Source organism: Viridibacillus arenosi (assembly GCF_001955655.1).
GTDB classification, from domain to species: Bacteria; Bacillota; Bacilli; order Bacillales_A; family Planococcaceae; genus Viridibacillus; species Viridibacillus arenosi.
Map to the genome: position 1 here is coordinate 434,205 of NZ_MSPW01000001.1, position 19,094 is coordinate 453,298.

The window sequence follows — 19,094 nt, forward strand, 5'->3', positions numbered from 1 at the left end:
AAACTACCTTCTATAACGCACTACAATGACCTTTTTATATAGTTAAATTATGAAACTTCCATAATTCATTTGTACAATGCCGCTTTAAGCAATCCAACTATGTCTTTTGTTAACTATTAAACTTTGAGCCCTTATCTCCGTACTCATTCAATAACTCTGCAAACGATTTGTTCTTCTCACGTTGTTTACGTTCAAATGCTAACTTTGCCTCGCGTTCATCCTGTGCTGCTTGTTCTTTTGCAACAAGGTCTTTTTTAGCAAGTTTTAGTTTCTCTAACACATCACCATTAAGTTGGTCTTTTAATGTTAGTGCCTCACTTTTTGCGGATTGTTGTTGTGCTGGTTGTTGTCTTTGTTGTTTTTTCTTTTTAGCCATGGTCAATCTCCTTCTTACGTTCTTTTTACGATTGTTGCAACACCTTGCCCTCCACCTATACAGAGTGTAGCAAGACCCGTTTTAACATCTCGCTTCTCCATTTCGTGAAGTAGTGTTACTAGTATTCTAGCACCACTTGCACCAATTGGGTGACCTAAAGCAATTGCACCCCCATTGACATTTAACTTCTCATGGTCAAAATGCAATTCTCGATCAACTGCAATTGACTGAGCTGCGAATGCTTCATTCGCTTCAATCAAGTCAATTTGTCCTAACTCTAGTTGCCCTTTCGTTAAGACTTTTTGCACCGCCCTAACAGGACCACTTCCCATTACAGCTGGATCTACACCTACACATGCGTTTGAAACAACTGTTGCAATTGAATTAATGCCCAACTCATCGGCTTTAGCTTTTGACATTACTACAAGTGCGGCTGCACCGTCATTAATACCAGAAGCATTTCCCGCTGTCACAGATCCTTCTTTTTTAAATGCAGGTCGTAGCTTTCCTAACTTTTCAGCTGAAGTTCCCGGCTTTACATATTCATCTGTATCAAATACGACTGGTTCACCCTTACGTTGAGGAATTTCTACTGCAACAATCTCTTCTTTAAATTTCCCCGCTTCTTTTGCTGTTGTCGCTCTTTCTTGGGAACGAGCTGAGAAGCTGTCTTGCTCTTCACGAGAAATTGCATATTGGTCACATAAATTTTCAGCTGTAATTCCCATATGATAGTCATTAAATGCACACCATAAGCCATCAGTAATCATACTATCAATCACCTTCTGATCGCCCATACGGAAGCCATCACGTGCGTTATTCAATAAATATGGTGCTTGGCTCATATTTTCCATCCCGCCTGCGACAATGATATCTGCATCGCCTGCAATAATGGCTTGTGTTGCTAAATGAACAGCTTTAAGACCTGATCCACAAACTTTATTTATAGTTAAGGCAGGTACCTCTTTTGGAAGTCCTGCAAATATAGCTGCTTGACGAGCTGGATTTTGACCTAGACCAGCTTGTAATACATTACCCATAATCACTTCATCTACTTGTTCAAAAGGCACCCCTACCTTTGACAGCGCTTCTTTTATAACAATTGCACCAAGTTTTGTTGCAGGTACATCCTTTAACGCGCCTTGGAAACTCCCAATTGCTGTACGTACAGCACTTACAATAACAACTTCAGTTGTCATAATTATTCCCCCTTGTTTAAGTACGAATTTATTTGCTAATATGTACATCCCTTCCTTACAATGGAATATAGGAGGGGATGTTATGTTCAGTTTACCAAATAATGCGACAATTATCGAGGTAGGTCCAAGAGATGGATTACAAAATGAAAAAAACTTAATTGAGACTAATGAGAAACTCAAATTCATTAAATGCTTGCAAGATGCCGGCATTACAGAAATGGAGTTAACTTCTTTTGTCTCACCTAAATGGGTGCCACAAATGGCTGATGCAGAAAATATTGTTAAGAACACTGCTAAAGTAGGTAGACAATTTGTCTTAGCACCGAATGCTACAGGTGTGGAGCGTGCGATGGAGAACGGTGCAGATGCCATTGCCGTTTTTGTTGGTGTTAGTCATACATTTAATAAAAAAAATATTAATAAAAATACTGACGAAGCCATGGATAGTTTAGCACCTGTCGTGGCAAAACTGAAAGAGCAAGGAAAATTTGTACGCGCATGTATTTCAACAGCTTTTTATTGTCCATATGAAGGGAAAATTGAAGTTAAAGACACAATTTCTTTATGTAAAGTATTTGCGAGTTGGGGTGTGGATGAGCTAAGTGTTGCAGATACTATTGGCATGGCTAATCCGGTAGAAAGTTATACCCTATTTAAGCTTTTGAAAGAAGAATTACCTAACTTACTTTTGACTGCCCATTTTCACGATACGCGAAAAATGGCTCTAGCAAATATATATGCTGCATTACAAGCTGGTGTGGACCGATTTGATACATCAGCGGGTGGTCTTGGAGGTTGTCCTTTTGCAAAAGGTGCTACAGGAAATGTTGCAACAGAAGATGTTGTACATATGCTAGAAAGTATAGGAGTTCACACAGGGATTGATGTCGAAAAAATTTGCGAAGCAGCAAAAATTGTCGAACCTTTAATATCCGGAACAATTGATAGTGGTCAATTCCGGCTCTTTAAGCAAAAGTAGAGGAGTGATGATCATGAAAAAACGTGTGCTTTGGATTTTCGGGCTTATTTCGGGTACACTTGGCGCCATTACAGCCATTCTCGGATACTTGTTTTCAAGTCGAATTATGTATATGAAGAACAAAGATGCAGCCTTCATATTACAACGAGAAAAGGAAGCAAAGCGTTTTGACGAAGTTTGGTTTGAGCATGTAAATAAGGAAGAGATGTGGGTTGATTCCCCGAATGGCTATTCAATTAAAGCCATCCACTTCCAGCCTTTGCAAACAAATAATACGATTATTATTTGCCATGGTGTTACGGAAAATAAAATTAATTCCGTAAAATACGCTCGTCTTTTCGAGCGCTTAGGCTTTAACTCAGTCGTTTATGATCATCGTAGACATGGTGACTCTGGTGGCAAAACAACAAGTTACGGACATTACGAAAAATATGATTTACAAGCAGTTATGAAAACTTTAAAGCAGAAGCTAGGTGGTGAAGGTATAATTGGTGTACAAGGAGAATCTATGGGCGCTGCTACTACATTATTATACGCAGGTACATTAGAAGACGAAGCCGACTTCTACATTTCCGATTGCGCCTTTTCCGATTTTTCAGAGCAATTATACTACTTAATGATGAAACAAACACCACTACGTAACAGCATAGCAATTAAACTTGCTGGTATCTTCTTAAGGATGCGTGATGGATACTCTTTAAAGAGCATTTCACCTAAAGAGGCTGTAACTAAAATTGAAAAGCCAGTACTGTTTATTCATAGCCTTCCAGATGACTTCATCTTACCTGAAATGACAATTGAAATGTATAGCTTAAAGCCTGGCCCTAAAAAGTTAAAGCTTTTTGATGTAGGTCCTCATGCACAATCCTTTAATATGAACCCTGAAGCCTATGAAATGTTGGTCGCAGACTTTTTAAAAGAGTTTGTCTTTAAAGACAAAGACAAAAAAATAGCACTCAATTGAGTGCTATTTTTTATTTACCGCTTAATTTATTCATTGAGTTCATCATTTGTTTGATTTGTTTTTCAGACGGTTTACGTCCCATTTGAGACATCATTACTCGTAGCATCTGTTCGTTAATAGGTGGGTTGTCTTTTAAGTATTTCATCATATATTGACGGGCAACAAAGAAACCGATAGCTACTCCTGCTATTAATGCCACGATAACAAGTATAATCCATAACGTAGTATTCACTGGTTTTCCTCCTCCAAGTTTCTTATGCGAGAAAACTATCTCCAACAAGGATTATACAATAAAAAACCACTACATACTACTGTTTGACAAGATTTATCGTCTTTCGTGAGAATGGAATTTAAGTGGTTTTAACCAACCACATTCCATTTCATCTTTATTAAATCCGATAAAGCAATCACTTAATTTTGACAATGTTGCAAATAAGTCTAACTCTAGCATGCGTGACCCAACACAGACAACAGCTATGTAATAAGGAAAAATATCAATTTGGATTTCCCCTTTAAATTCATTCATCAAAAAGATTTGGTGATCCTTCGTTTGAATGCCTGAAAAGCTATTACCTAATTGTTGTTGAATGATTAGTTCAATTTCCATCATATCCAAAGGCTCACATAAATAGGAGATCTCTTGCGTCGGATGTATTGCATGCTCATACGAATTTGAGGATTGAATTAAATCGAATAGTAAACGTTCTCTACCATAAACAAAAGCCTGATGTTTCTTTTTCACATGAAAGATTGAGTACATTCGCAAGATTACCACTCCTCTCTTGTAAACAGTATAGCAAAGATTGCAAGAACATTTTGTCAATTGACGTCCGATTTAAAGCACTTTATTTGTCAAAAAAGAAAAAGTAGAGGAAAAAATCCTCTACTTTTCAATATTATCGCTATTTTTTTAAGCAAATAATGCTTTTACTTTTGAAACAACATTTTCTACAGTAAAGCCATATTCTTTCATAACAATTTCACCTGGCGCACTTGCACCAAATTTATCAATTGCTAGAACATCACCTTCGAAGCCAGTATATTTATGCCAGCCGAATGATGAACCCATTTCAATTGCTAAACGTTTTGTAATTGTTTTTGGTAATACCGCTTCTTTATATGCTGCATCTTGAGCTTCAAAACGATCGAATGATGGCATAGAAACAACCGATACATCGATACCTTCAGCTGCTAGTTGCTTTTGAGCTTCTATAGCAAGGCTAACTTCTGAGCCAGTTGCTAAAATTAGTGCATCCGCTACTTCTTTAGTTGCTTTTGAAACAACATAAGCGCCTTTTGAAACACCTTCAGCTGCAAGTGAAGCTGAGTGTTCAGACACTGGTAAGTTTTGACGAGAAAGTACTAATACTGTTGGTTGGTTTTTAGACGAAACGGCTAATTTCCAAGCTTCAGCAGATTCGTTTGCATCAGCAGGACGAATAACAGAAAGATTTGGCATAGAACGTAATGCAGCTAAATGTTCAACAGGTTCATGCGTTGGACCATCTTCACCAACAGCGATACTGTCATGCGTAAATACATACGTTACAGGTAGTCCCATTAATGCAGATAGACGAATTGCTGGACGTACATAGTCACTGAAGACGAAGAATGTACCACCAAAGACGTTTACACCACCATGAAGTGCCATTCCATTTAGAGCTGCACCCATAGCAAATTCACGAACACCGAACCAAATGTTACGACCTTCTGGAGTTTCTGCTGTGAAATCGCCAGCATCTTTCATGTATGTTTTATTTGATCCAGCTAAATCCGCACTTCCTCCGAAGAATGAAGGGGTGTTTTTTGCAAGTGCATTGATTACTTCACCAGAAGACGAACGTGTAGCAATAGATTTACCTGCTTCATAAACAGGTACTGCAGATGCGAAATCTTCAGGAAGTTCCCCATTCATCGCATTTACAAACTGTTCTGCAAGAGCAGGATATGCTTTTTTGTATGTTTCAAATTGTTCATTCCAAGTAGCTTCTGCAAGTGTTCCTTGAACTTCAGCTGCTTGTTTGAATGTCGCATATACCTCTTCTGGTACATGGAATGGATCATGAGGCCATGAGTAGTGTTCTTTAGTAAGTTTCACTTCATCAGCACCTAGTGGCGAACCGTGTGAGTCAGATTTACCTGATTTGTTTGGTGAACCGTAGCCAATAACTGTTTTTACTTCAATAATAGTAGGTTGGCCTTTATGTGCTTTGGCTTGTTCAATAGCCGTATTTATTGCTTCAATATCATTACCATCAGCTACATGAATGTAGTTCCAGTTATATGATCCAAAACGTTTTTGAATATTTTCAGAGAATGATTTATTTAAATCGCCATCTAACGAAATGTCATTGCTATCATATAGCACTATCAGTTTTTCAAGTTGTAAGTGACCAGCTAAAGAAATTGCCTCAGCAGCAACACCTTCCATCAAATCTCCATCACCACAAAGTGCAAATGTATAATGATCTACTACTTCATGTTCCGGCTTGTTATAAACGCCTGCAAGGTGACTTTCCGCCATTGCCATACCGACAGCCATTGCAATACCTTGGCCTAGTGGTCCAGTTGTTGCTTCAACTCCAGCTGTATGACCATATTCTGGGTGACCAGGTGTTTTTGAATCCCATTGACGGAAACTTTTGATTTCTTCCATTGGTAAATCATATCCACCTAAGTGTAATAGGCTATACAAAAGCATAGAGCCATGACCTGCTGATAAAATAAAGCGATCGCGGTTAAACCATTTAGGGTTTGAAGGATTGTGACGAAGTTGTTTTGTCCAAAGAGTATAAGCCATTGGAGCAGCCCCCATCGGTAATCCTGGGTGACCTGAATTAGCTTTTTCAATAGCATCAATTGACAAAGTTCGAATAGTGTTAATTGCAAGCTGATCTGCTTGTTGAGTCATTTTAATAGACATCCTTTCTTAAGCTAAATAGTGTACTATTATATTTTAGTCAACATTCTTATATAAAACAATGTTTTCTCTATAAATATGTGTTTAATTTAATCGATTATTCTTATTTTGTTTTTGACGTAACTTTTCAGGCGTTACTTCATTTCCCTCCGGGTCGAAAACACGGACATTTTCAATCGTCTCACGCATCGAAGATCGGAATGTGTCTAAATACTCTTTACGAAGTGTTGTTTGTTCTTTTGCTTCTTCTACAGTTAAACCTTGTGACTTTGATTTTTTCGAAAGTTCACTTATACGTTGTAATTTTTCTTTTGATAACATTTATTTCTCACCTTTCATACAGACCTTAATACAAAGGTATGCAAAAAAGACCGCAAGCGCAAGCTTTTAGTCTTTATTTTTCTCCTTTAATTCCATAAATCTTCGATGAATTGTCGCTTTACTAACTTGAAAGCCCAATCCTCTCAAAGTATCTGTAATTTCTTCAAATGTCATACCTTTTTGTCTAAGTTGAATAATTTGTTCAATCGGGACATCTATGCGATCTCGTCCCTCAGGATTCCCTCGATCTTTTAAATTCTTTTCTGGTCTATATCCGTTCTGTACAGCTCGTCTCATCCCTCTACGGATTTTCGCATTATGTAATTTACGTTGATACTCTTCAACTATCGCTAGTATTTCTAGCAACATAGCATCCATCTCATTTAGCCGGACGTGACCTGCATCACTTAATGTAAAAATATCTGTATTCGTTTTTTGCAGTAAATGAAGTACCGCCATTCGGCCATTTCCACGCCCTAAGCGCGTCTCATCTTGAACAAATAGTGCCGGTTGTTCATATTCCTTCACACACTCAAGTAGATCAAGTAAACCTTCCCGATCAATATCATATCCGCTATGTCGATCTGAAAAGACTTGTGCAACTTCATATCCTTTACTCGTTGCAAATTCCCTTAACTCAATCTCTTGCCTTTCAAGCGAAGTATCTTGTGTATCTTTTTCGGTACTTACACGGCAATAGAGTATTGCTATTTTTTGTTTCATTTTTTATCACTCGCCACTTCTACTCCTATATTTGGAACTTTTATATTATCATGTTCCGGAACTATTAGAGTATGCCCCGCATAAATAGTATCGTCAATTAAATTATTTTCATTTTTAACCTTAGCTATCCATTCATGATCAGCCATTTTACCTTTATATCTATCTGCAAGAGAAATTAAAGTATCTCCATCATGAACTTTAATTTCTTTATATGATGTATTCCCACTATTTGCAACCACTAAAACTGTTGTAAACATTACGCAAAATCCAAAAAGCAATGTAATGTATTGATTTTTTTTGAACCAACTCACACTTATTCTCCCCTTTTTTCGAATACCTGTTCGGAATGTATGTTCTCAATATAAACCGAACGTTTGTTTTTGTCAACGGTTTTTTCGAACTTATGTTTGCATTGTTTGTTCGCTAATGCTATACTATTAATAACTTTTACATAGTATGAGATAAAGAGGTGATTGGATTGAAAAAAGTATCGAAAAGACAAGAAGATATATTGTCTTTCATCAAAGAGGAAGTTCGCACTAAAGGATACCCACCTTCCGTCCGTGAGATTGGTGAAGCAGTTGGTCTTGCATCAAGTTCTACAGTCCACGGACATCTTGCTAGACTTGAGAGCAAAGGACTGATTCGACGAGATCCAACGAAACCTCGTGCAATCGAAATTTTAGATCAACAAGATTCTACAATCGCAAAACAAGGTGTTGTACATGTACCACTAGTTGGTAAAGTTACTGCAGGCCTTCCTATTACTGCAATTGAGAATATCGAAGAATACTTCCCTATCCCAGATTCTTATGGAACAACTGAAGATCAAATTTTCATGCTTGAAATTATGGGTGAATCTATGATCGAAGCTGGTATATTAGATGGAGACTATGTAATCGTGAAACAACAAGCAACCGCGAGTAATGGCGAAATTGTTGTAGCGATGACAGAGGACAATGAAGCAACTGTAAAACGATTTTTTAAAGAGGAATCTTATTTCCGCTTACAGCCAGAAAACTCTTCTATGGAACCAATTATTGTAGATCGAGTTTCCATTTTAGGAAAAGTAGTTGGTTTGTATCGTAACGTTTTATAAATGACAATAATATCAGATTGCAATAATCAATGAATTTTTTGATTCTTGCAATCTTTTTTTATATACATAAACATAATATATTATTTGTATAATCGCACATTCCATCTAACGAAATACCTTTATTTCACATTCCATCTTAGCTAAGTATAAGTTTGGAATTTATCTTCTTGGGTCGGTCGGTCTGTTTTTTTATTCTTTTAGGTTAAAGGTTAAGTGAGATAGGTGCGGTTTAAAGATGCCCCCTATTATCCCCTCATAAATGCAGGCTTCGGATGACAACGTATTACAAAAAAGTATCCAATAAGTTCCAAAACTTTATTTTTAGCTCGATTTATAATGTGGTGGAACCGTGCTTACAGGACCAATGCCATTCTCTACGAATTTCTTCGACTTCGATGGTCGGCTGCATCTTGTACGTAGTTCCATGTCATCTCACCACAGTAACCGTTTTGTTGATGGATTATTGATTGATCTCGTACTTTTGCCAGAAGGCTTATTACATTTTAAATTCCAATTAATTTGAATACTATACAATCTAATTAATAGTACAAATATTCGTATAAAGTTATAATTGACGTATCTTAAAAATCAAAGGAGTTTTGTCTTATGAGTCAAAGAGTTCCCTATTATACTGTTGCACCTGATGGTTTGAAAATCATGATGGATATGGAGAAGTACACCAAAAAGTCTACTATTAATCGAACTACTAGAGAACTTATCAAAATTAGAGTTTCACAAATTAACGGTTGTGCTTTTTGTATAGATACTCATACTTCCGATGCTCGTAAGATGGGTGAAACGGAACAACGAATTTATTGTTTAAATGCTTGGAATGAATGTACTTTTTATACACTTGAAGAAAAAGTTGCTCTAGAACTATCTGAACATATTACTTTAATCCCTACTAAAAGAGTTCCTGAAGATCTGTATAAGCGAGTTCGTGAACTGTATAACGATAGAGAATACGTTGACCTTGTGCTAATCATCAATCAAATCAACAGTTGGAATAGAATTTCTATTGCAATGGGAAATATAGCAACCGAAAAATAATCCCTCTCAACGAGCACCTTAAGGTGTTCGTTTTTTCATTCCCTTCACATCAACCAATTTCCAACTTTCAAACTCCCCCTTATTTCATAATTTTTTCTTTTACATTAGGATACTCCTTTAAATAAGCCTCTGTTGCATTTCCTAACTCAATATAGAAATCTGCAAATGATTGTTGTTTAATTGTAAGTACGCCCAATCGCCTCACCTCATTATGCTAATTGCTTAATTATTATCTTTCTCCAATTGAACCAGTAATTTATATGTGTAAATATAACCTTTCATAATCAACCCGTTGAATATCAGAATCATTGTAATCAGGATGTTTCTTTATATATGTTTTTACCTTTGTGAATTCGTCTGTAGTATTCAACTAATCCCTCCTATTTTTCCATATCATCAATAACCCATTTCTCATGAGAAAAACTAAGGACTTTCCTTATTGTTTCTAAATCAATTTGTTTCTGAGCCGCATCAATCGTTTCTTGAGAGTAGTGTTGAATGCTCGCTTCCACTTCTTCAATTAACGCTAGTACAGATTCGCTTGACAACTGTTTAATCCATTCCATATTTCTCACCACCCACAACCACTATAAGTAATTGCTAAAAGTAAATATATTACATATTTAGTAATCTATATATTACGAATAAACAGAATAATCAATTTATTATATATTTTTCTAAATTATTAAGTATAATACTAATAAGGGAGGTGATTGATATGAAAAAGAAACTAGGAATGCTTCTATTTGCTGCAGCACTTTTCGGTGCAACATCTGCATCTGCTTCCGCAACTACTACTGATACCTCTACTTTAGGAGTAAATTGCGTATGGTTAGGTACTGCATGGGCATGCGATTACTAAAACTATACTAGAGATAATAGTTTTTAATCATTTGCCACTTTATAGTGGTTTTTTTATTTGGCGCACTTCACCCTCAAACAAACGAACTCCATCCAATAAGGGAATTTGGACAACTAGGCATTCGTTTGTGTCAGAGCAAAATAAAAACACCCCGAAGGATGTTTAAACTCATCAACCTTTATCTTCTAAATTTTCTAGAAATGCTATAGCAAACTCATCGTAATTTATTAATCCTTTATCATGTAGAAGTCCCGCTAATGATGTTACTGCTGAAAATACTACTGTGATGCCCCCTTTTTCTTCTACAGCATTTAAAATTAAATCATTCATTTTTTGATCATCCATTTCTACCACCACCCACAACAATTATAAGTTGGATAAGACTGCAAGTCTGTAATGCATATTTGATAAAATTATTAAGTTTACAGACATAAAAAAGCCACACCGGTTAGATGTGACTTTGTTTTTAAAATAACATTTGTTCTATTATTTTGATTTCTTGTTGTAGTTTAATCTTTTCTTCTCTAATCTTTTCTAATTCGGTTAATTCGTTATTATCGATTAACTTCAATTCTTTCTTAGCTAACTCAATTAATTTTCGACACTTCTTATTATGCTCATCTGACAATGCTTTATTTATATTTTCTTCCATAAGCACCCAACTCTCTTAGAGCTAATTATAGCACAAATGGGAATACCTAAAGTCATTACATATAGACTATTTTCAGATTATTCTATCACTTTAGCGCTAATAAGACATATTACTAATCTATCACATTACACTCATCAACCCCGTTGTATGTATCTGGTTGTCTTCCCGTCTCCATCCAGTCCATAGCAAACGTCATGCTTTCAATCATGCTGTTGATCTGCGTTTCATCTTCAAAGTTAGCTTCATGTAAATTAGCTTTCATTTAGTGCAGCGCATTTCTACCTTCTTTAGATTCTGTAAGTAAATTATCAGCCCAGTTATCCATATATATCGCCCCTTTTAGATAAATAAAAAAGGAGCATCAAATAAACACAGTAATTGCGTAAATTCAGTGCTCCGAGTTGTTCTCGTAAGCGGTTATTTATTTTTATTTATTTTAACACACTTAAATCTAGTTTTGTAAATTTAGTAGCTCTTCTTCAACTAAAGCCCCTGTTAGTTTAAGAGTCAAATTAATTAAACATAATTTAACCTTTTATCAATTTAATAACTCGTTTCGGCTACAATTTTTAGGAATAATGCCGAATTTAGCAATCAAAAGAATCAGTAAAAATACAAAACAACTAAAACCTGTATTATCACTTGTAAGTAAATTTAACTGGATAACTTGCATCGCAACTAAAACGTTTAATATATAAGAAACGAGAAAACCAAAAAATGAAGCACACGTTAAATAAGTGCCGAATAACAACCTTCTGTAATTAGATACATCTGGTCTATTAGTTTTTTGGATAGGTAAAGTATGTTGAACTTGTTTAAATAAGCCGTATGTGAAACCGATAATTAATAAGATAACTACTACATAACCAATTACATCATCCATCAGTCCACCCCCCTATATTTTCCAATTATACACCAGTTATCTTTATAAAGATTTTTCTTCTTTAACCAACCTGCCCCTTTAGTTGAACGAGACATTATCCTAAGTTATTTAATTTAGTACCGCTTTTAACGCTTCTTCAATGTCTGACTTCAATTCATATAGTGTCTGCATAAAAATCTTCATCATGTTTTAAACCCTCATAATTAATTGCTATTTGAGAACGGTACTCTATTTCCATACAGTTTTCAGAAGTTAATCCTTCTAATTGAAGCCTCAGATTAATTTTCAGAATCCATAATAAGATTACTATTACAACTCTTCTAACTTGAATTTATTTATTCTATAGACTTCATCACAAAGAAGATCGATATCCTCTTGATTATGACTGGTCATAATAATTGTTTTCCCTTCCTTTTTAAAATTAAGTAAGAGACTACGTAATTTTTCTACACTTTCAAAATCTAAAGCATTAAATGGTTCATCTAATATTAACACTTCTTGATTTTCCATGAAGGCTTGTGCTAAAGCCAGCTTCTGCTTCATACCTAATGAATACTTCCGTACTTTCTGTTCAGCTGTAGGCTGAAGTCCAACTAAGTTCATTGTTTTAATGATTTGCTCATCATCAATTTTATTCTGTATCATGGCCAGAGATTTTAGATTTCCAAAACCCGTTTTATTTCCTAGATATCCTGGCCTATCAATTATGATTCCAAAGTTCTTTGGAAAAGTAATATCCTTATGTAAATATTCTCCTCCGATTAATATTTCACCGTGATCGGGTCTAACAAATCCACAAATCAACTTAAATAATACAGATTTTCCAGAGCCGTTAGGACCTACAATTCCGTATATTTTTCCTTTTTCAATAGTTAAATCTATATCTTGAAATATAGTTAAGCCCTTATAGGACTTTTGGACATTTCTTACTTCAATTAGGCTCATATATAGTCATACTCCCTCAAATACATATTTTTTGTTAAGCAAATAAAATATACATATCCCTTCAACCAAAACTATGAGGATCAAATACAATGATATAGTCATTGGTGATGTGCCATATATCAAATGGCTGTACCCATTTAAACCCACTGGAATGTATTTATAACCAGGGAATAATAATGCTATAAAGATGCCTATTGTAACCAAATTGGTTGAACTGCTTTTTAAAACTATTTGTAACGTAATCAACAGCAGAAGGTAAATGCTTATTTGTAGAAGGCCATTGATAAAAAAGTGATATAGCAGAGAAGCAAAGTTCATATCTTCCACTACTGTCACTCGTAAAGAAAATTCCATGCCTTTAAAATATGCCACTGTTAAAGTCAAAATAAATATAAAAATCAAATACATTATTGCCATTAATAAAATATTACGGAACCATTCGCCCATCCATTTAAACATAGAGGTGTAGCGAATAATTTTGTAGTAGCTCAACTCTGAAAATTCTCTTGCTAAATAGACTTGTGCCAGATATAAAAAGCCGAAGAATACTACTATGTAATACATATACGACAAGAGAGTATAACCCGCAGATGATGTACCGAAAAAATTAAGGAGAAATAGATCAATTACAGTATTACTTCGGCTGTCTGCCATAAAGTAAGTTCCTAATACTAATACAGAAAGATATACGGCGATGCCCGTCTGAAAAGCAGTAAAGCTGACTATTTGTTTTCCATCTTTAAATTGCAAGGCTAAATAGATTAATCCGAGCGAAAAGATTGCGATTAAAGGGATAGTGAATGTGGTTTTCCAAAGATTTAATGTTTGAAACATAGCGACATAGTTTGATAAAGACAATTTCGCTAAGTTCTCAGGGAAAAGCTTCCAGGAAACAAAAGAAAATATATATAAAATGGCAACAACGAAGCTTATCCATCTCCACGACTGAAGAAAGACATATATAGTAGTAACCGAAGCTAAAATAATTAATGTCGTAATAAAGAACATACCTATTTGATATATAAGAGCAAGAATAGGGAAATCAAAATACTGTCTCATAATAGCAGTAGGTTCAAGTAAGTTACTTCCTGAACTCCATTCGTTTGCAAAGGGGAACCCTATAGTCATGATGAATGCAACTAATAACCAAACGATAATCGTCAAAGCTAAAAACATTAAAATTTTCTTAGAAGCCATGAGTACCCACTTTTTATATGAGCCTAATCTGATCAATAAATGATATTCAAAGTCCTTTACTAAAAAAGTCACATTGAAATATAAGAGGAATGGTAATACGAAATAAATAATCAAGTTAACATCACTTAATAATGTAATTAGCAGATCCCAAGCATTAACGGATGCATTACTTTCGATAATTGTTTTTCTAATTCCAAAACAAAAGATAAAAATAACAAAACCCAATATAATCCATCTTAACTGCAGCAACTCATTAATAAGACTTCTCAAAATGACCATTCTGTCGAATTCCTTTTCTTAAGATATACATAACTCACTATCGCAGTTATTAATAAAATCGTAAATGGTACAAATACAGTCCATAATTTTTGTTGCATTATAGAGTACGGGAAAACTGTATATAATGGTGCAAACTTTGAAATACCTAACACCGCAGAGACAAAGCTCATACCTTGATACCATACAAATGGTATCGATAAAGCAACAAATGAATTATCTAAGATCAGGCATAAGATTAAAGGTAAAGTAGCATATAAAACTCCATTGATACCTACCCAGAGGGAGTATATGAATCCATACACAAAAGGCCCGAAAACTAATAATTGATCGAAAGTTACCGTACCATGCAAATTCCCACTAACCCCAACTTTAGAGATAAATGTAACTTGAGGGTTTATATATTGAGCGAACAGGAACGGTAAAAACGCATATAAAAATGAAACCCCAAATGAAAGAAGTGCATTTACCATGATTTTAGCGTTCAAATATGTATTAAAATCTATTCTTATCTTGGTATATGTTAAATAATTATTATTTCTTTCATGAATTATTGTATCCGCAAAAACGAATAATACTAAAATCGGGAAAATCATTGCACCAATACCGTTGAGCAAACGCCCGTAGAGATCGATATTGTCAGTGAAGGAATAGCCATCATGGATTATTAAGTATTGTATCCATACAGGTAAAGTAATAATAAGAAACCAAGTTAGAACCCTATTAAACGTAAATATTTGCTTAAATTCAACCCCTATTTGTTGTTTTAACATCTCTCTCTCCCCTATTTTTCGACTTAAAATAAGTAACACTTCAAATAATGGTAACTTTATAAAATACACCTGTAAACACTAAGTTTCCCTAATTAATAGTATCAACTCCACAAAAAAGATAGATTAATTAGAATTTTTTGTGTAACCTTATTGAACTAACCTGCCCCATTAGTTCAATAAAAAAAAAGCTGTCTATGCAGCTCTATAATCTTTTGCTAAAGCACCCGTTAATTGAAAAAGAGCTTAAGGTCTCTACTCTTGATTAAAATGCATTAACTTATCTAAAGGCATATCTGATTCTTTGAAGCCGTATTTCGTTATCATCATTCGTTCTATCGCTTTTTCAGGGTTCTCTTGATAAATCTTAATAATTACTTCACAATGTGACAATGCTAAGTGTTCTGTAAGCATCCGAGCAAATTCCCCGAGTATTTCTCTATGTTCATCTTTAACAGGTTTATCAGAGAAATATGTAGCAGAGACATAGTTTACACGCTGGTCATCTTCTTCATAAATTAAATCTGGAATTTCAAAATCATCTAATGTGGCAGGTCGAAATTCATCTAAAATGGCGAAAGCATAATGTTGGCCCCCAATTTGAACATCCCACACTTCAAAGTCCCTTAATCTAATTTTACGTTCAAAATAATCAATCAAACTTAAGTCTCCTTTCAATTTATTGAACTGCTGATAATCATTCAAGATTATATTTTCTTATTAAACTATTCTGCTCCGTTAGTTCAATAAGAAAAAGGCTCTACTCCTTATTGAAGTAAAGCACCCGTTAGTTGAATTAGAACAGCGACGCTTTTTAAACAATCGCGCCCGATTTCGGTATTATAATATTGTTATCCCTTTGCCCTTTTCGGCCAAATAAAATTGCTTATGGCAATCAAAAAATCGATACCTAACACAAGTGTCCATATTTTCAAAAATCCAGCCAACACTTCTGTTCGAGCTGAATCGTTAATTAAATAGATTAAGGTGAATAAAACCCCGGCACCTATTAGAAAAGCAAGCACATGTTGTCCCCAGCTTTTAAAATAATGTTTCGCATAATCGATGCCAAATCTCTTAAATGGTTTCGCTCCTTGTTTCATCACATAATATTGAAAACGTATATCAGCCCATTCAATCATGCTCCTACCGAATGCGATTGAGATTCCAATATATACAGCAGAAATTGCATGCACTTGGGTAGCAGTCGCACCACGATACAAGTCAATACCCGTGGCAACTAATAAAATTAAATCAATAACAGGTGTTAAAGCTAGGAAAAATAATCCTAATTTATTTCTTTTTAGAATATATCGTGTGAATAGACCTAAAGCGATAATAACCCAAAACCCTATTTCACAAGCAACGATCAGCCACGCAATTACATTCACCTCAAAACCCCCTTGTATAACGCACACAATTATCTGTTTACCTATAACAATTCAACAATACTCTTCAACTAACCTGCCCCGTTAGCTCAGTAAAAAAAGAACCTGCCCCGTTAGCTCAGTAAAAAAAGAAATGTCTGAACAGCTCAACGATCTTCTACTATAGCACCCATTAGTTGAAGAAGAAAAAAGAGACGCATATTCAACAATCGCGCCCGATTGTTGAATATCAAGATAGTGATTTCTCCTTTTTACAAGATACTTTTATGATCTCGGAAGAGGAGAAAAACCCCTTTTCATTTGTTTAAATGTCTCATTCATCCTTCCAACTACGTAAAAGTTCTTCGAAAAAGAGTTTCGGCGCAGAGGACTGGTCATCTTGTAGATAACTTTTTGCCACAGCCATAATATTTAACTTCGGAACAATAAATATATATTGTCCGTATAAGCCATTCGCATAGTAATATTCAATTTTGGTGTTACTATTAGTAATTTCACAAGTCCATAGCTGATAACCATATCCAGCTGTTCTGTCTTCTTCTGCTTCAAATTGTTTATATGGTTTTTTTGCCTCGTGGATCCAGTTAGATGAAACCACTTGATTTGATTTACATTGCCCTTCGTTTAGTAATAAAAATCCAAACTTCACCATGTCCTCTAAATTTAATGAAATACTAAAGCCACCCTCGTGAATTCCTTGCGGGTCCTTTACCCATATGTATTTTTTTATCCCTAATGGATGGAATAGAAATTCTTCAGCAAATGAGGCGGTAGAACCTCCAGAAACTTTTTGGATGATCGCGCTTAGTAAATGAGAGTTTCCACTATTATATTCAAAGGTTGAACCTGGTCTATCTATAACTGGTTGTTCTAGTATGAATTTAACCCAGTTTTTTGAACTTTGGAATTTTCCTACTTGTAACCCCGAAGTCATAGTCAGCAAATGAAATAATGTGATTTCCTCCTTCATTGGGTCATTGAACTCTAATATTTCCGGAAAGTAGTTATAAATAGGTTCATGAATGTTTTTTATTAGCCCTTTATCGACCATAATTCCAATTAATATAGACACAATACTCTTTGTAATGGAATAAACCTTTGTCGGATTTTCTACGACTTTTTTATTCTTTAAATATTCAAAGATCCGTGTATTTCCTTTATAAATGACAAAACCTTCAATTTTAATCTTCTTCACTTTCTTCTCTAACTCATTAAAAGATATTTCACTCATACATATAATCCCTCCTCCACTAAATTGCGTCATTAGTTTATGTACATCAGTTTATAATTTAACCTAAATTTTAACATAAATTCATTAATTTTATCAAAGGTGTTATTCAATTAAATAGCCCGATTGTTGAACACAAGTTAAATAACACTCTTCAACTAACCTGCCCCGTTAGTTCAATAAGAAAAGAAATGCTTCTTCAACAATCGGGCCCGATCGTTGAAAATGATTAAACAGTTCTGTTCCCCGATCCCATAAACCATCTTTTAATATTCTCCCTTACTTATACCTACTTAATATTTCTTCTGGAATATGACAATAATCATTTGGACATCTAGCTAACCTATCTTGATGTTCTTCTGCACTTCTCATATAGTTTATAAGAGGTAATACTTCAACAACTATAAGGTCATAATCATTTCTCTCACTAAGAAACGCCTTCGCCCCTTTTAAGTGTTCAGGCTTTTCACTATATACTCCTGTTCTGTATTTCTCGCCAACATCCTGTCCTTGTTTATTCAAACTGTATGGATCAATGATTTCAAATAAATACCCCATTAATTCCCTGATTGTTACAACTGTCGGATCAAATCCTGTTTTTACACATTCGGCGTATCCATCATACTCACCCTCAAGTGTATGACTTGTTCCATTAGCTCTTCCTGCTTCTGTAAACTTAACTCCAGGTAAAGTTTTTATAAAAGCTTGTACTCCCCATAAACATCCACCTGCAAAATATACTACTTCCATATTGACTCTCCTCTTTGTTTAAAAAATCAAAAAAATTCATTCCTAGTAAATAGAAGGAAAAAACTGTAGTTACTAAGTCTACTACACATTAAATTAATGACAAATTTTATTATTCCACATTATGGCCCGATTGTTGAATACAAGTTAAATAACACTGTTCAACTAATCTGCCCTGTTAGTTGAATAAAAAAAGAGCTGTCTGAACAGCTCAAAGTCCTTCTTCTACTTAATCACCTGTCAGTTGAATATTAGACTTCAAAATATTTAGTTTTTCTTTAAATTAATATTATTTATTATTAAGATAAAAGAAAAGATTATTAAAAGTAAAAATCCAACCAAAGACAATATATCTGCAATTAGAACTAACAAATGTCCAATTACATGTCCTCCATAACCTCCAGGGAACATTCCAAGTTTAGCGTAACCAAGTATAGGACTATTTAATAAAGCAAGTACAGCACTTCCTAAAATACAATAAAGTAATTTCACATTTCTACCCATTGAACCTATCT

General features: G+C 34.8%; 27 protein-coding genes. 6 read left to right on the forward strand and 21 right to left on the reverse strand.

From position 1 onward, the window contains the following. Positions 1-109: 109 nt before the first annotated feature. Positions 110-376 carry a YqkE family protein gene (locus BK137_RS02095; protein WP_038190985.1) on the reverse strand — a complete coding sequence of 89 codons (267 nt, stop codon included), beginning with the start codon at positions 374-376 and terminating at the stop codon, positions 110-112. 14 nt (positions 377-390) lie between these two features. Further along, on the reverse strand, positions 391-1,575 hold the full coding sequence (locus tag BK137_RS02100) for an acetyl-CoA C-acetyltransferase (protein WP_038190988.1): 1,185 nt from the start codon (positions 1,573-1,575) through the stop codon (positions 391-393). Positions 1,576-1,657: 82 nt separating this feature from the next. On the opposite strand from BK137_RS02100, the gene BK137_RS02105 reads away from it, so the two are divergent. Then, positions 1,658-2,554 (forward strand): hydroxymethylglutaryl-CoA lyase, encoded by an 897-nt coding sequence (locus BK137_RS02105; RefSeq protein ID WP_038190991.1) that lies wholly within the window; start codon positions 1,658-1,660, stop codon positions 2,552-2,554. A gap of 13 nt (positions 2,555-2,567) precedes the next feature. Beyond that, on the forward strand, positions 2,568-3,518 hold the full coding sequence (locus BK137_RS02110) for an alpha/beta hydrolase (RefSeq protein WP_038191004.1): 951 nt from the start codon (positions 2,568-2,570) through the stop codon (positions 3,516-3,518). A 10-nt stretch (positions 3,519-3,528) separates the two neighbouring features. On the opposite strand, the gene BK137_RS02115 is transcribed toward BK137_RS02110, so the two are convergent. From BK137_RS02115 to yneA, 6 genes are all read right to left on the reverse strand, one after another. Next, complete coding sequence (locus BK137_RS02115) at positions 3,529-3,750, reverse strand: YneF family protein (protein ID WP_038191006.1); 222 nt, start codon at positions 3,748-3,750, stop codon at positions 3,529-3,531. Between the two features lie 93 nt (positions 3,751-3,843). After that, complete coding sequence (sirA, locus tag BK137_RS02120) at positions 3,844-4,278, reverse strand: sporulation inhibitor of replication protein SirA (RefSeq protein ID WP_235175786.1); 435 nt, start codon at positions 4,276-4,278, stop codon at positions 3,844-3,846. A gap of 150 nt (positions 4,279-4,428) precedes the next feature. Beyond that, positions 4,429-6,429: a transketolase gene (gene tkt, locus BK137_RS02125; protein WP_038191011.1), complete on the reverse strand. Its 2,001-nt coding sequence runs from the start codon at positions 6,427-6,429 to the stop codon at positions 4,429-4,431. 93 nt (positions 6,430-6,522) lie between these two features. Continuing rightward, positions 6,523-6,759, reverse strand: coding sequence for a DUF896 domain-containing protein (locus BK137_RS02130; RefSeq protein WP_038191014.1), 237 nt, complete (start codon positions 6,757-6,759; stop codon positions 6,523-6,525). Between the two features lie 66 nt (positions 6,760-6,825). Further along, positions 6,826-7,482 carry a YneB family resolvase-like protein gene (locus BK137_RS02135; RefSeq protein ID WP_038191017.1) on the reverse strand — a complete coding sequence of 219 codons (657 nt, stop codon included), beginning with the start codon at positions 7,480-7,482 and terminating at the stop codon, positions 6,826-6,828. Further along, on the reverse strand, positions 7,479-7,793 hold the full coding sequence (yneA, locus tag BK137_RS02140; protein WP_038191020.1) for a cell division suppressor protein YneA: 315 nt from the start codon (positions 7,791-7,793) through the stop codon (positions 7,479-7,481). The genes BK137_RS02135 and yneA overlap by 4 nt, the downstream gene beginning before the upstream one ends. A 167-nt stretch (positions 7,794-7,960) precedes the next feature. Between yneA and lexA the strand changes: the two genes are divergently transcribed. The 3 genes from lexA to BK137_RS02150 all read left to right on the forward strand — a co-directional run bounded on the left by lexA (position 7,961) and on the right by BK137_RS02150 (position 9,631). Next, positions 7,961-8,581: a transcriptional repressor LexA gene (gene lexA / locus BK137_RS02145; RefSeq protein ID WP_038191032.1), complete on the forward strand. Its 621-nt coding sequence runs from the start codon at positions 7,961-7,963 to the stop codon at positions 8,579-8,581. Positions 8,582-8,930: 349 nt separating this feature from the next. Then, positions 8,931-9,104 carry a hypothetical protein gene (locus BK137_RS22160; protein ID WP_155981213.1) on the forward strand — a complete coding sequence of 58 codons (174 nt, stop codon included), beginning with the start codon at positions 8,931-8,933 and terminating at the stop codon, positions 9,102-9,104. 83 nt (positions 9,105-9,187) lie between these two features. Then, positions 9,188-9,631: a carboxymuconolactone decarboxylase family protein gene (locus tag BK137_RS02150; RefSeq protein WP_038191034.1), complete on the forward strand. Its 444-nt coding sequence runs from the start codon at positions 9,188-9,190 to the stop codon at positions 9,629-9,631. Positions 9,632-9,710: 79 nt separating this feature from the next. On the opposite strand, the gene BK137_RS02155 is transcribed toward BK137_RS02150, so the two are convergent. After that, positions 9,711-9,827 carry a terminase small subunit gene (locus BK137_RS02155; protein ID WP_143690974.1) on the reverse strand — a complete coding sequence of 39 codons (117 nt, stop codon included), beginning with the start codon at positions 9,825-9,827 and terminating at the stop codon, positions 9,711-9,713. A 184-nt stretch (positions 9,828-10,011) separates the two neighbouring features. Further along, positions 10,012-10,197, reverse strand: coding sequence for a hypothetical protein (locus BK137_RS02160; RefSeq protein ID WP_038191036.1), 186 nt, complete (start codon positions 10,195-10,197; stop codon positions 10,012-10,014). 152 nt (positions 10,198-10,349) lie between these two features. On the opposite strand from BK137_RS02160, the gene BK137_RS22165 reads away from it, so the two are divergent. After that, entirely contained in the window at positions 10,350-10,493 is a 144-nt protein-coding gene (locus BK137_RS22165) for a hypothetical protein (RefSeq protein WP_155981214.1), read from the forward strand. 171 nt (positions 10,494-10,664) lie between these two features. On the opposite strand, the gene BK137_RS22170 is transcribed toward BK137_RS22165, so the two are convergent. The 11 genes from BK137_RS22170 to BK137_RS02210 form a co-directional block, all read right to left on the reverse strand. Further along, positions 10,665-10,838 carry a hypothetical protein gene (locus BK137_RS22170; RefSeq protein WP_155981215.1) on the reverse strand — a complete coding sequence of 58 codons (174 nt, stop codon included), beginning with the start codon at positions 10,836-10,838 and terminating at the stop codon, positions 10,665-10,667. Between the two features lie 121 nt (positions 10,839-10,959). Continuing rightward, on the reverse strand, positions 10,960-11,145 hold the full coding sequence (locus BK137_RS02165) for a hypothetical protein (protein ID WP_038191038.1): 186 nt from the start codon (positions 11,143-11,145) through the stop codon (positions 10,960-10,962). A 538-nt stretch (positions 11,146-11,683) separates the two neighbouring features. Continuing rightward, on the reverse strand, positions 11,684-12,028 hold the full coding sequence (locus tag BK137_RS02170; RefSeq protein WP_038191040.1) for a hypothetical protein: 345 nt from the start codon (positions 12,026-12,028) through the stop codon (positions 11,684-11,686). Positions 12,029-12,337: 309 nt separating this feature from the next. Then, a complete protein-coding gene (locus BK137_RS02175; RefSeq protein WP_038191042.1) occupies positions 12,338-12,973 on the reverse strand; it encodes an ABC transporter ATP-binding protein in 636 nt (211 codons plus the stop codon). 6 nt (positions 12,974-12,979) lie between these two features. Then, positions 12,980-14,449, reverse strand: coding sequence for a hypothetical protein (locus tag BK137_RS02180; protein WP_038191044.1), 1,470 nt, complete (start codon positions 14,447-14,449; stop codon positions 12,980-12,982). Further along, positions 14,437-15,219: a hypothetical protein gene (locus tag BK137_RS02185; protein ID WP_038191046.1), complete on the reverse strand. Its 783-nt coding sequence runs from the start codon at positions 15,217-15,219 to the stop codon at positions 14,437-14,439. The genes BK137_RS02180 and BK137_RS02185 overlap by 13 nt, the downstream gene beginning before the upstream one ends. A 252-nt stretch (positions 15,220-15,471) precedes the next feature. Continuing rightward, positions 15,472-15,876: a hypothetical protein gene (locus BK137_RS02190; RefSeq protein ID WP_038191060.1), complete on the reverse strand. Its 405-nt coding sequence runs from the start codon at positions 15,874-15,876 to the stop codon at positions 15,472-15,474. A gap of 191 nt (positions 15,877-16,067) precedes the next feature. Next, positions 16,068-16,607: a hypothetical protein gene (locus BK137_RS02195; RefSeq protein WP_053418064.1), complete on the reverse strand. Its 540-nt coding sequence runs from the start codon at positions 16,605-16,607 to the stop codon at positions 16,068-16,070. A 310-nt stretch (positions 16,608-16,917) separates the two neighbouring features. Next, a complete protein-coding gene (locus BK137_RS02200) occupies positions 16,918-17,835 on the reverse strand; it encodes a serine hydrolase domain-containing protein (protein WP_051448688.1) in 918 nt (305 codons plus the stop codon). A gap of 276 nt (positions 17,836-18,111) precedes the next feature. Next, complete coding sequence (locus BK137_RS02205; RefSeq protein WP_038184388.1) at positions 18,112-18,582, reverse strand: peptide-methionine (S)-S-oxide reductase; 471 nt, start codon at positions 18,580-18,582, stop codon at positions 18,112-18,114. Between the two features lie 264 nt (positions 18,583-18,846). Further along, on the reverse strand, positions 18,847-19,083 hold the full coding sequence (locus tag BK137_RS02210; protein ID WP_038184385.1) for a hypothetical protein: 237 nt from the start codon (positions 19,081-19,083) through the stop codon (positions 18,847-18,849). Positions 19,084-19,094: the final 11 nt, after the last annotated feature.

What these genes read in the sequence shown, in the direction of transcription:
- BK137_RS02095 (WP_038190985.1), bottom strand. Translation starts at nt 376, where the DNA reads ATGGCTAAAAAGAAAAAACAACAAAGACAACAACCAGCACAACAACAA.
- BK137_RS02100 (WP_038190988.1), bottom strand. Translation starts at nt 1,575, where the DNA reads ATGACAACTGAAGTTGTTATTGTAAGTGCTGTACGTACAGCAATTGGG.
- BK137_RS02105 (WP_038190991.1), top strand. Translation starts at nt 1,658, where the DNA reads ATGTTCAGTTTACCAAATAATGCGACAATTATCGAGGTAGGTCCAAGA.
- BK137_RS02110 (WP_038191004.1), top strand. Translation starts at nt 2,568, where the DNA reads ATGAAAAAACGTGTGCTTTGGATTTTCGGGCTTATTTCGGGTACACTT.
- sirA (WP_235175786.1), bottom strand. Translation starts at nt 4,278, where the DNA reads ATGTACTCAATCTTTCATGTGAAAAAGAAACATCAGGCTTTTGTTTAT.
- tkt (WP_038191011.1), bottom strand. Translation starts at nt 6,429, where the DNA reads ATGACTCAACAAGCAGATCAGCTTGCAATTAACACTATTCGAACTTTG.
- BK137_RS02130 (WP_038191014.1), bottom strand. Translation starts at nt 6,759, where the DNA reads ATGTTATCAAAAGAAAAATTACAACGTATAAGTGAACTTTCGAAAAAA.
- BK137_RS02135 (WP_038191017.1), bottom strand. Translation starts at nt 7,482, where the DNA reads ATGAAACAAAAAATAGCAATACTCTATTGCCGTGTAAGTACCGAAAAA.
- BK137_RS02150 (WP_038191034.1), top strand. Translation starts at nt 9,188, where the DNA reads ATGAGTCAAAGAGTTCCCTATTATACTGTTGCACCTGATGGTTTGAAA.
- BK137_RS02160 (WP_038191036.1), bottom strand. Translation starts at nt 10,197, where the DNA reads ATGGAATGGATTAAACAGTTGTCAAGCGAATCTGTACTAGCGTTAATT.
- BK137_RS22165 (WP_155981214.1), top strand. Translation starts at nt 10,350, where the DNA reads ATGAAAAAGAAACTAGGAATGCTTCTATTTGCTGCAGCACTTTTCGGT.
- BK137_RS22170 (WP_155981215.1), bottom strand. Translation starts at nt 10,838, where the DNA reads ATGGATGATCAAAAAATGAATGATTTAATTTTAAATGCTGTAGAAGAA.
- BK137_RS02165 (WP_038191038.1), bottom strand. Translation starts at nt 11,145, where the DNA reads ATGGAAGAAAATATAAATAAAGCATTGTCAGATGAGCATAATAAGAAG.
- BK137_RS02170 (WP_038191040.1), bottom strand. Translation starts at nt 12,028, where the DNA reads ATGGATGATGTAATTGGTTATGTAGTAGTTATCTTATTAATTATCGGT.
- BK137_RS02175 (WP_038191042.1), bottom strand. Translation starts at nt 12,973, where the DNA reads ATGAGCCTAATTGAAGTAAGAAATGTCCAAAAGTCCTATAAGGGCTTA.
- BK137_RS02180 (WP_038191044.1), bottom strand. Translation starts at nt 14,449, where the DNA reads ATGGTCATTTTGAGAAGTCTTATTAATGAGTTGCTGCAGTTAAGATGG.
- BK137_RS02185 (WP_038191046.1), bottom strand. Translation starts at nt 15,219, where the DNA reads ATGTTAAAACAACAAATAGGGGTTGAATTTAAGCAAATATTTACGTTT.
- BK137_RS02200 (WP_051448688.1), bottom strand. Translation starts at nt 17,835, where the DNA reads ATGAGTGAAATATCTTTTAATGAGTTAGAGAAGAAAGTGAAGAAGATT.
- BK137_RS02205 (WP_038184388.1), bottom strand. Translation starts at nt 18,582, where the DNA reads ATGGAAGTAGTATATTTTGCAGGTGGATGTTTATGGGGAGTACAAGCT.
- BK137_RS02210 (WP_038184385.1), bottom strand. Translation starts at nt 19,083, where the DNA reads ATGGGTAGAAATGTGAAATTACTTTATTGTATTTTAGGAAGTGCTGTA.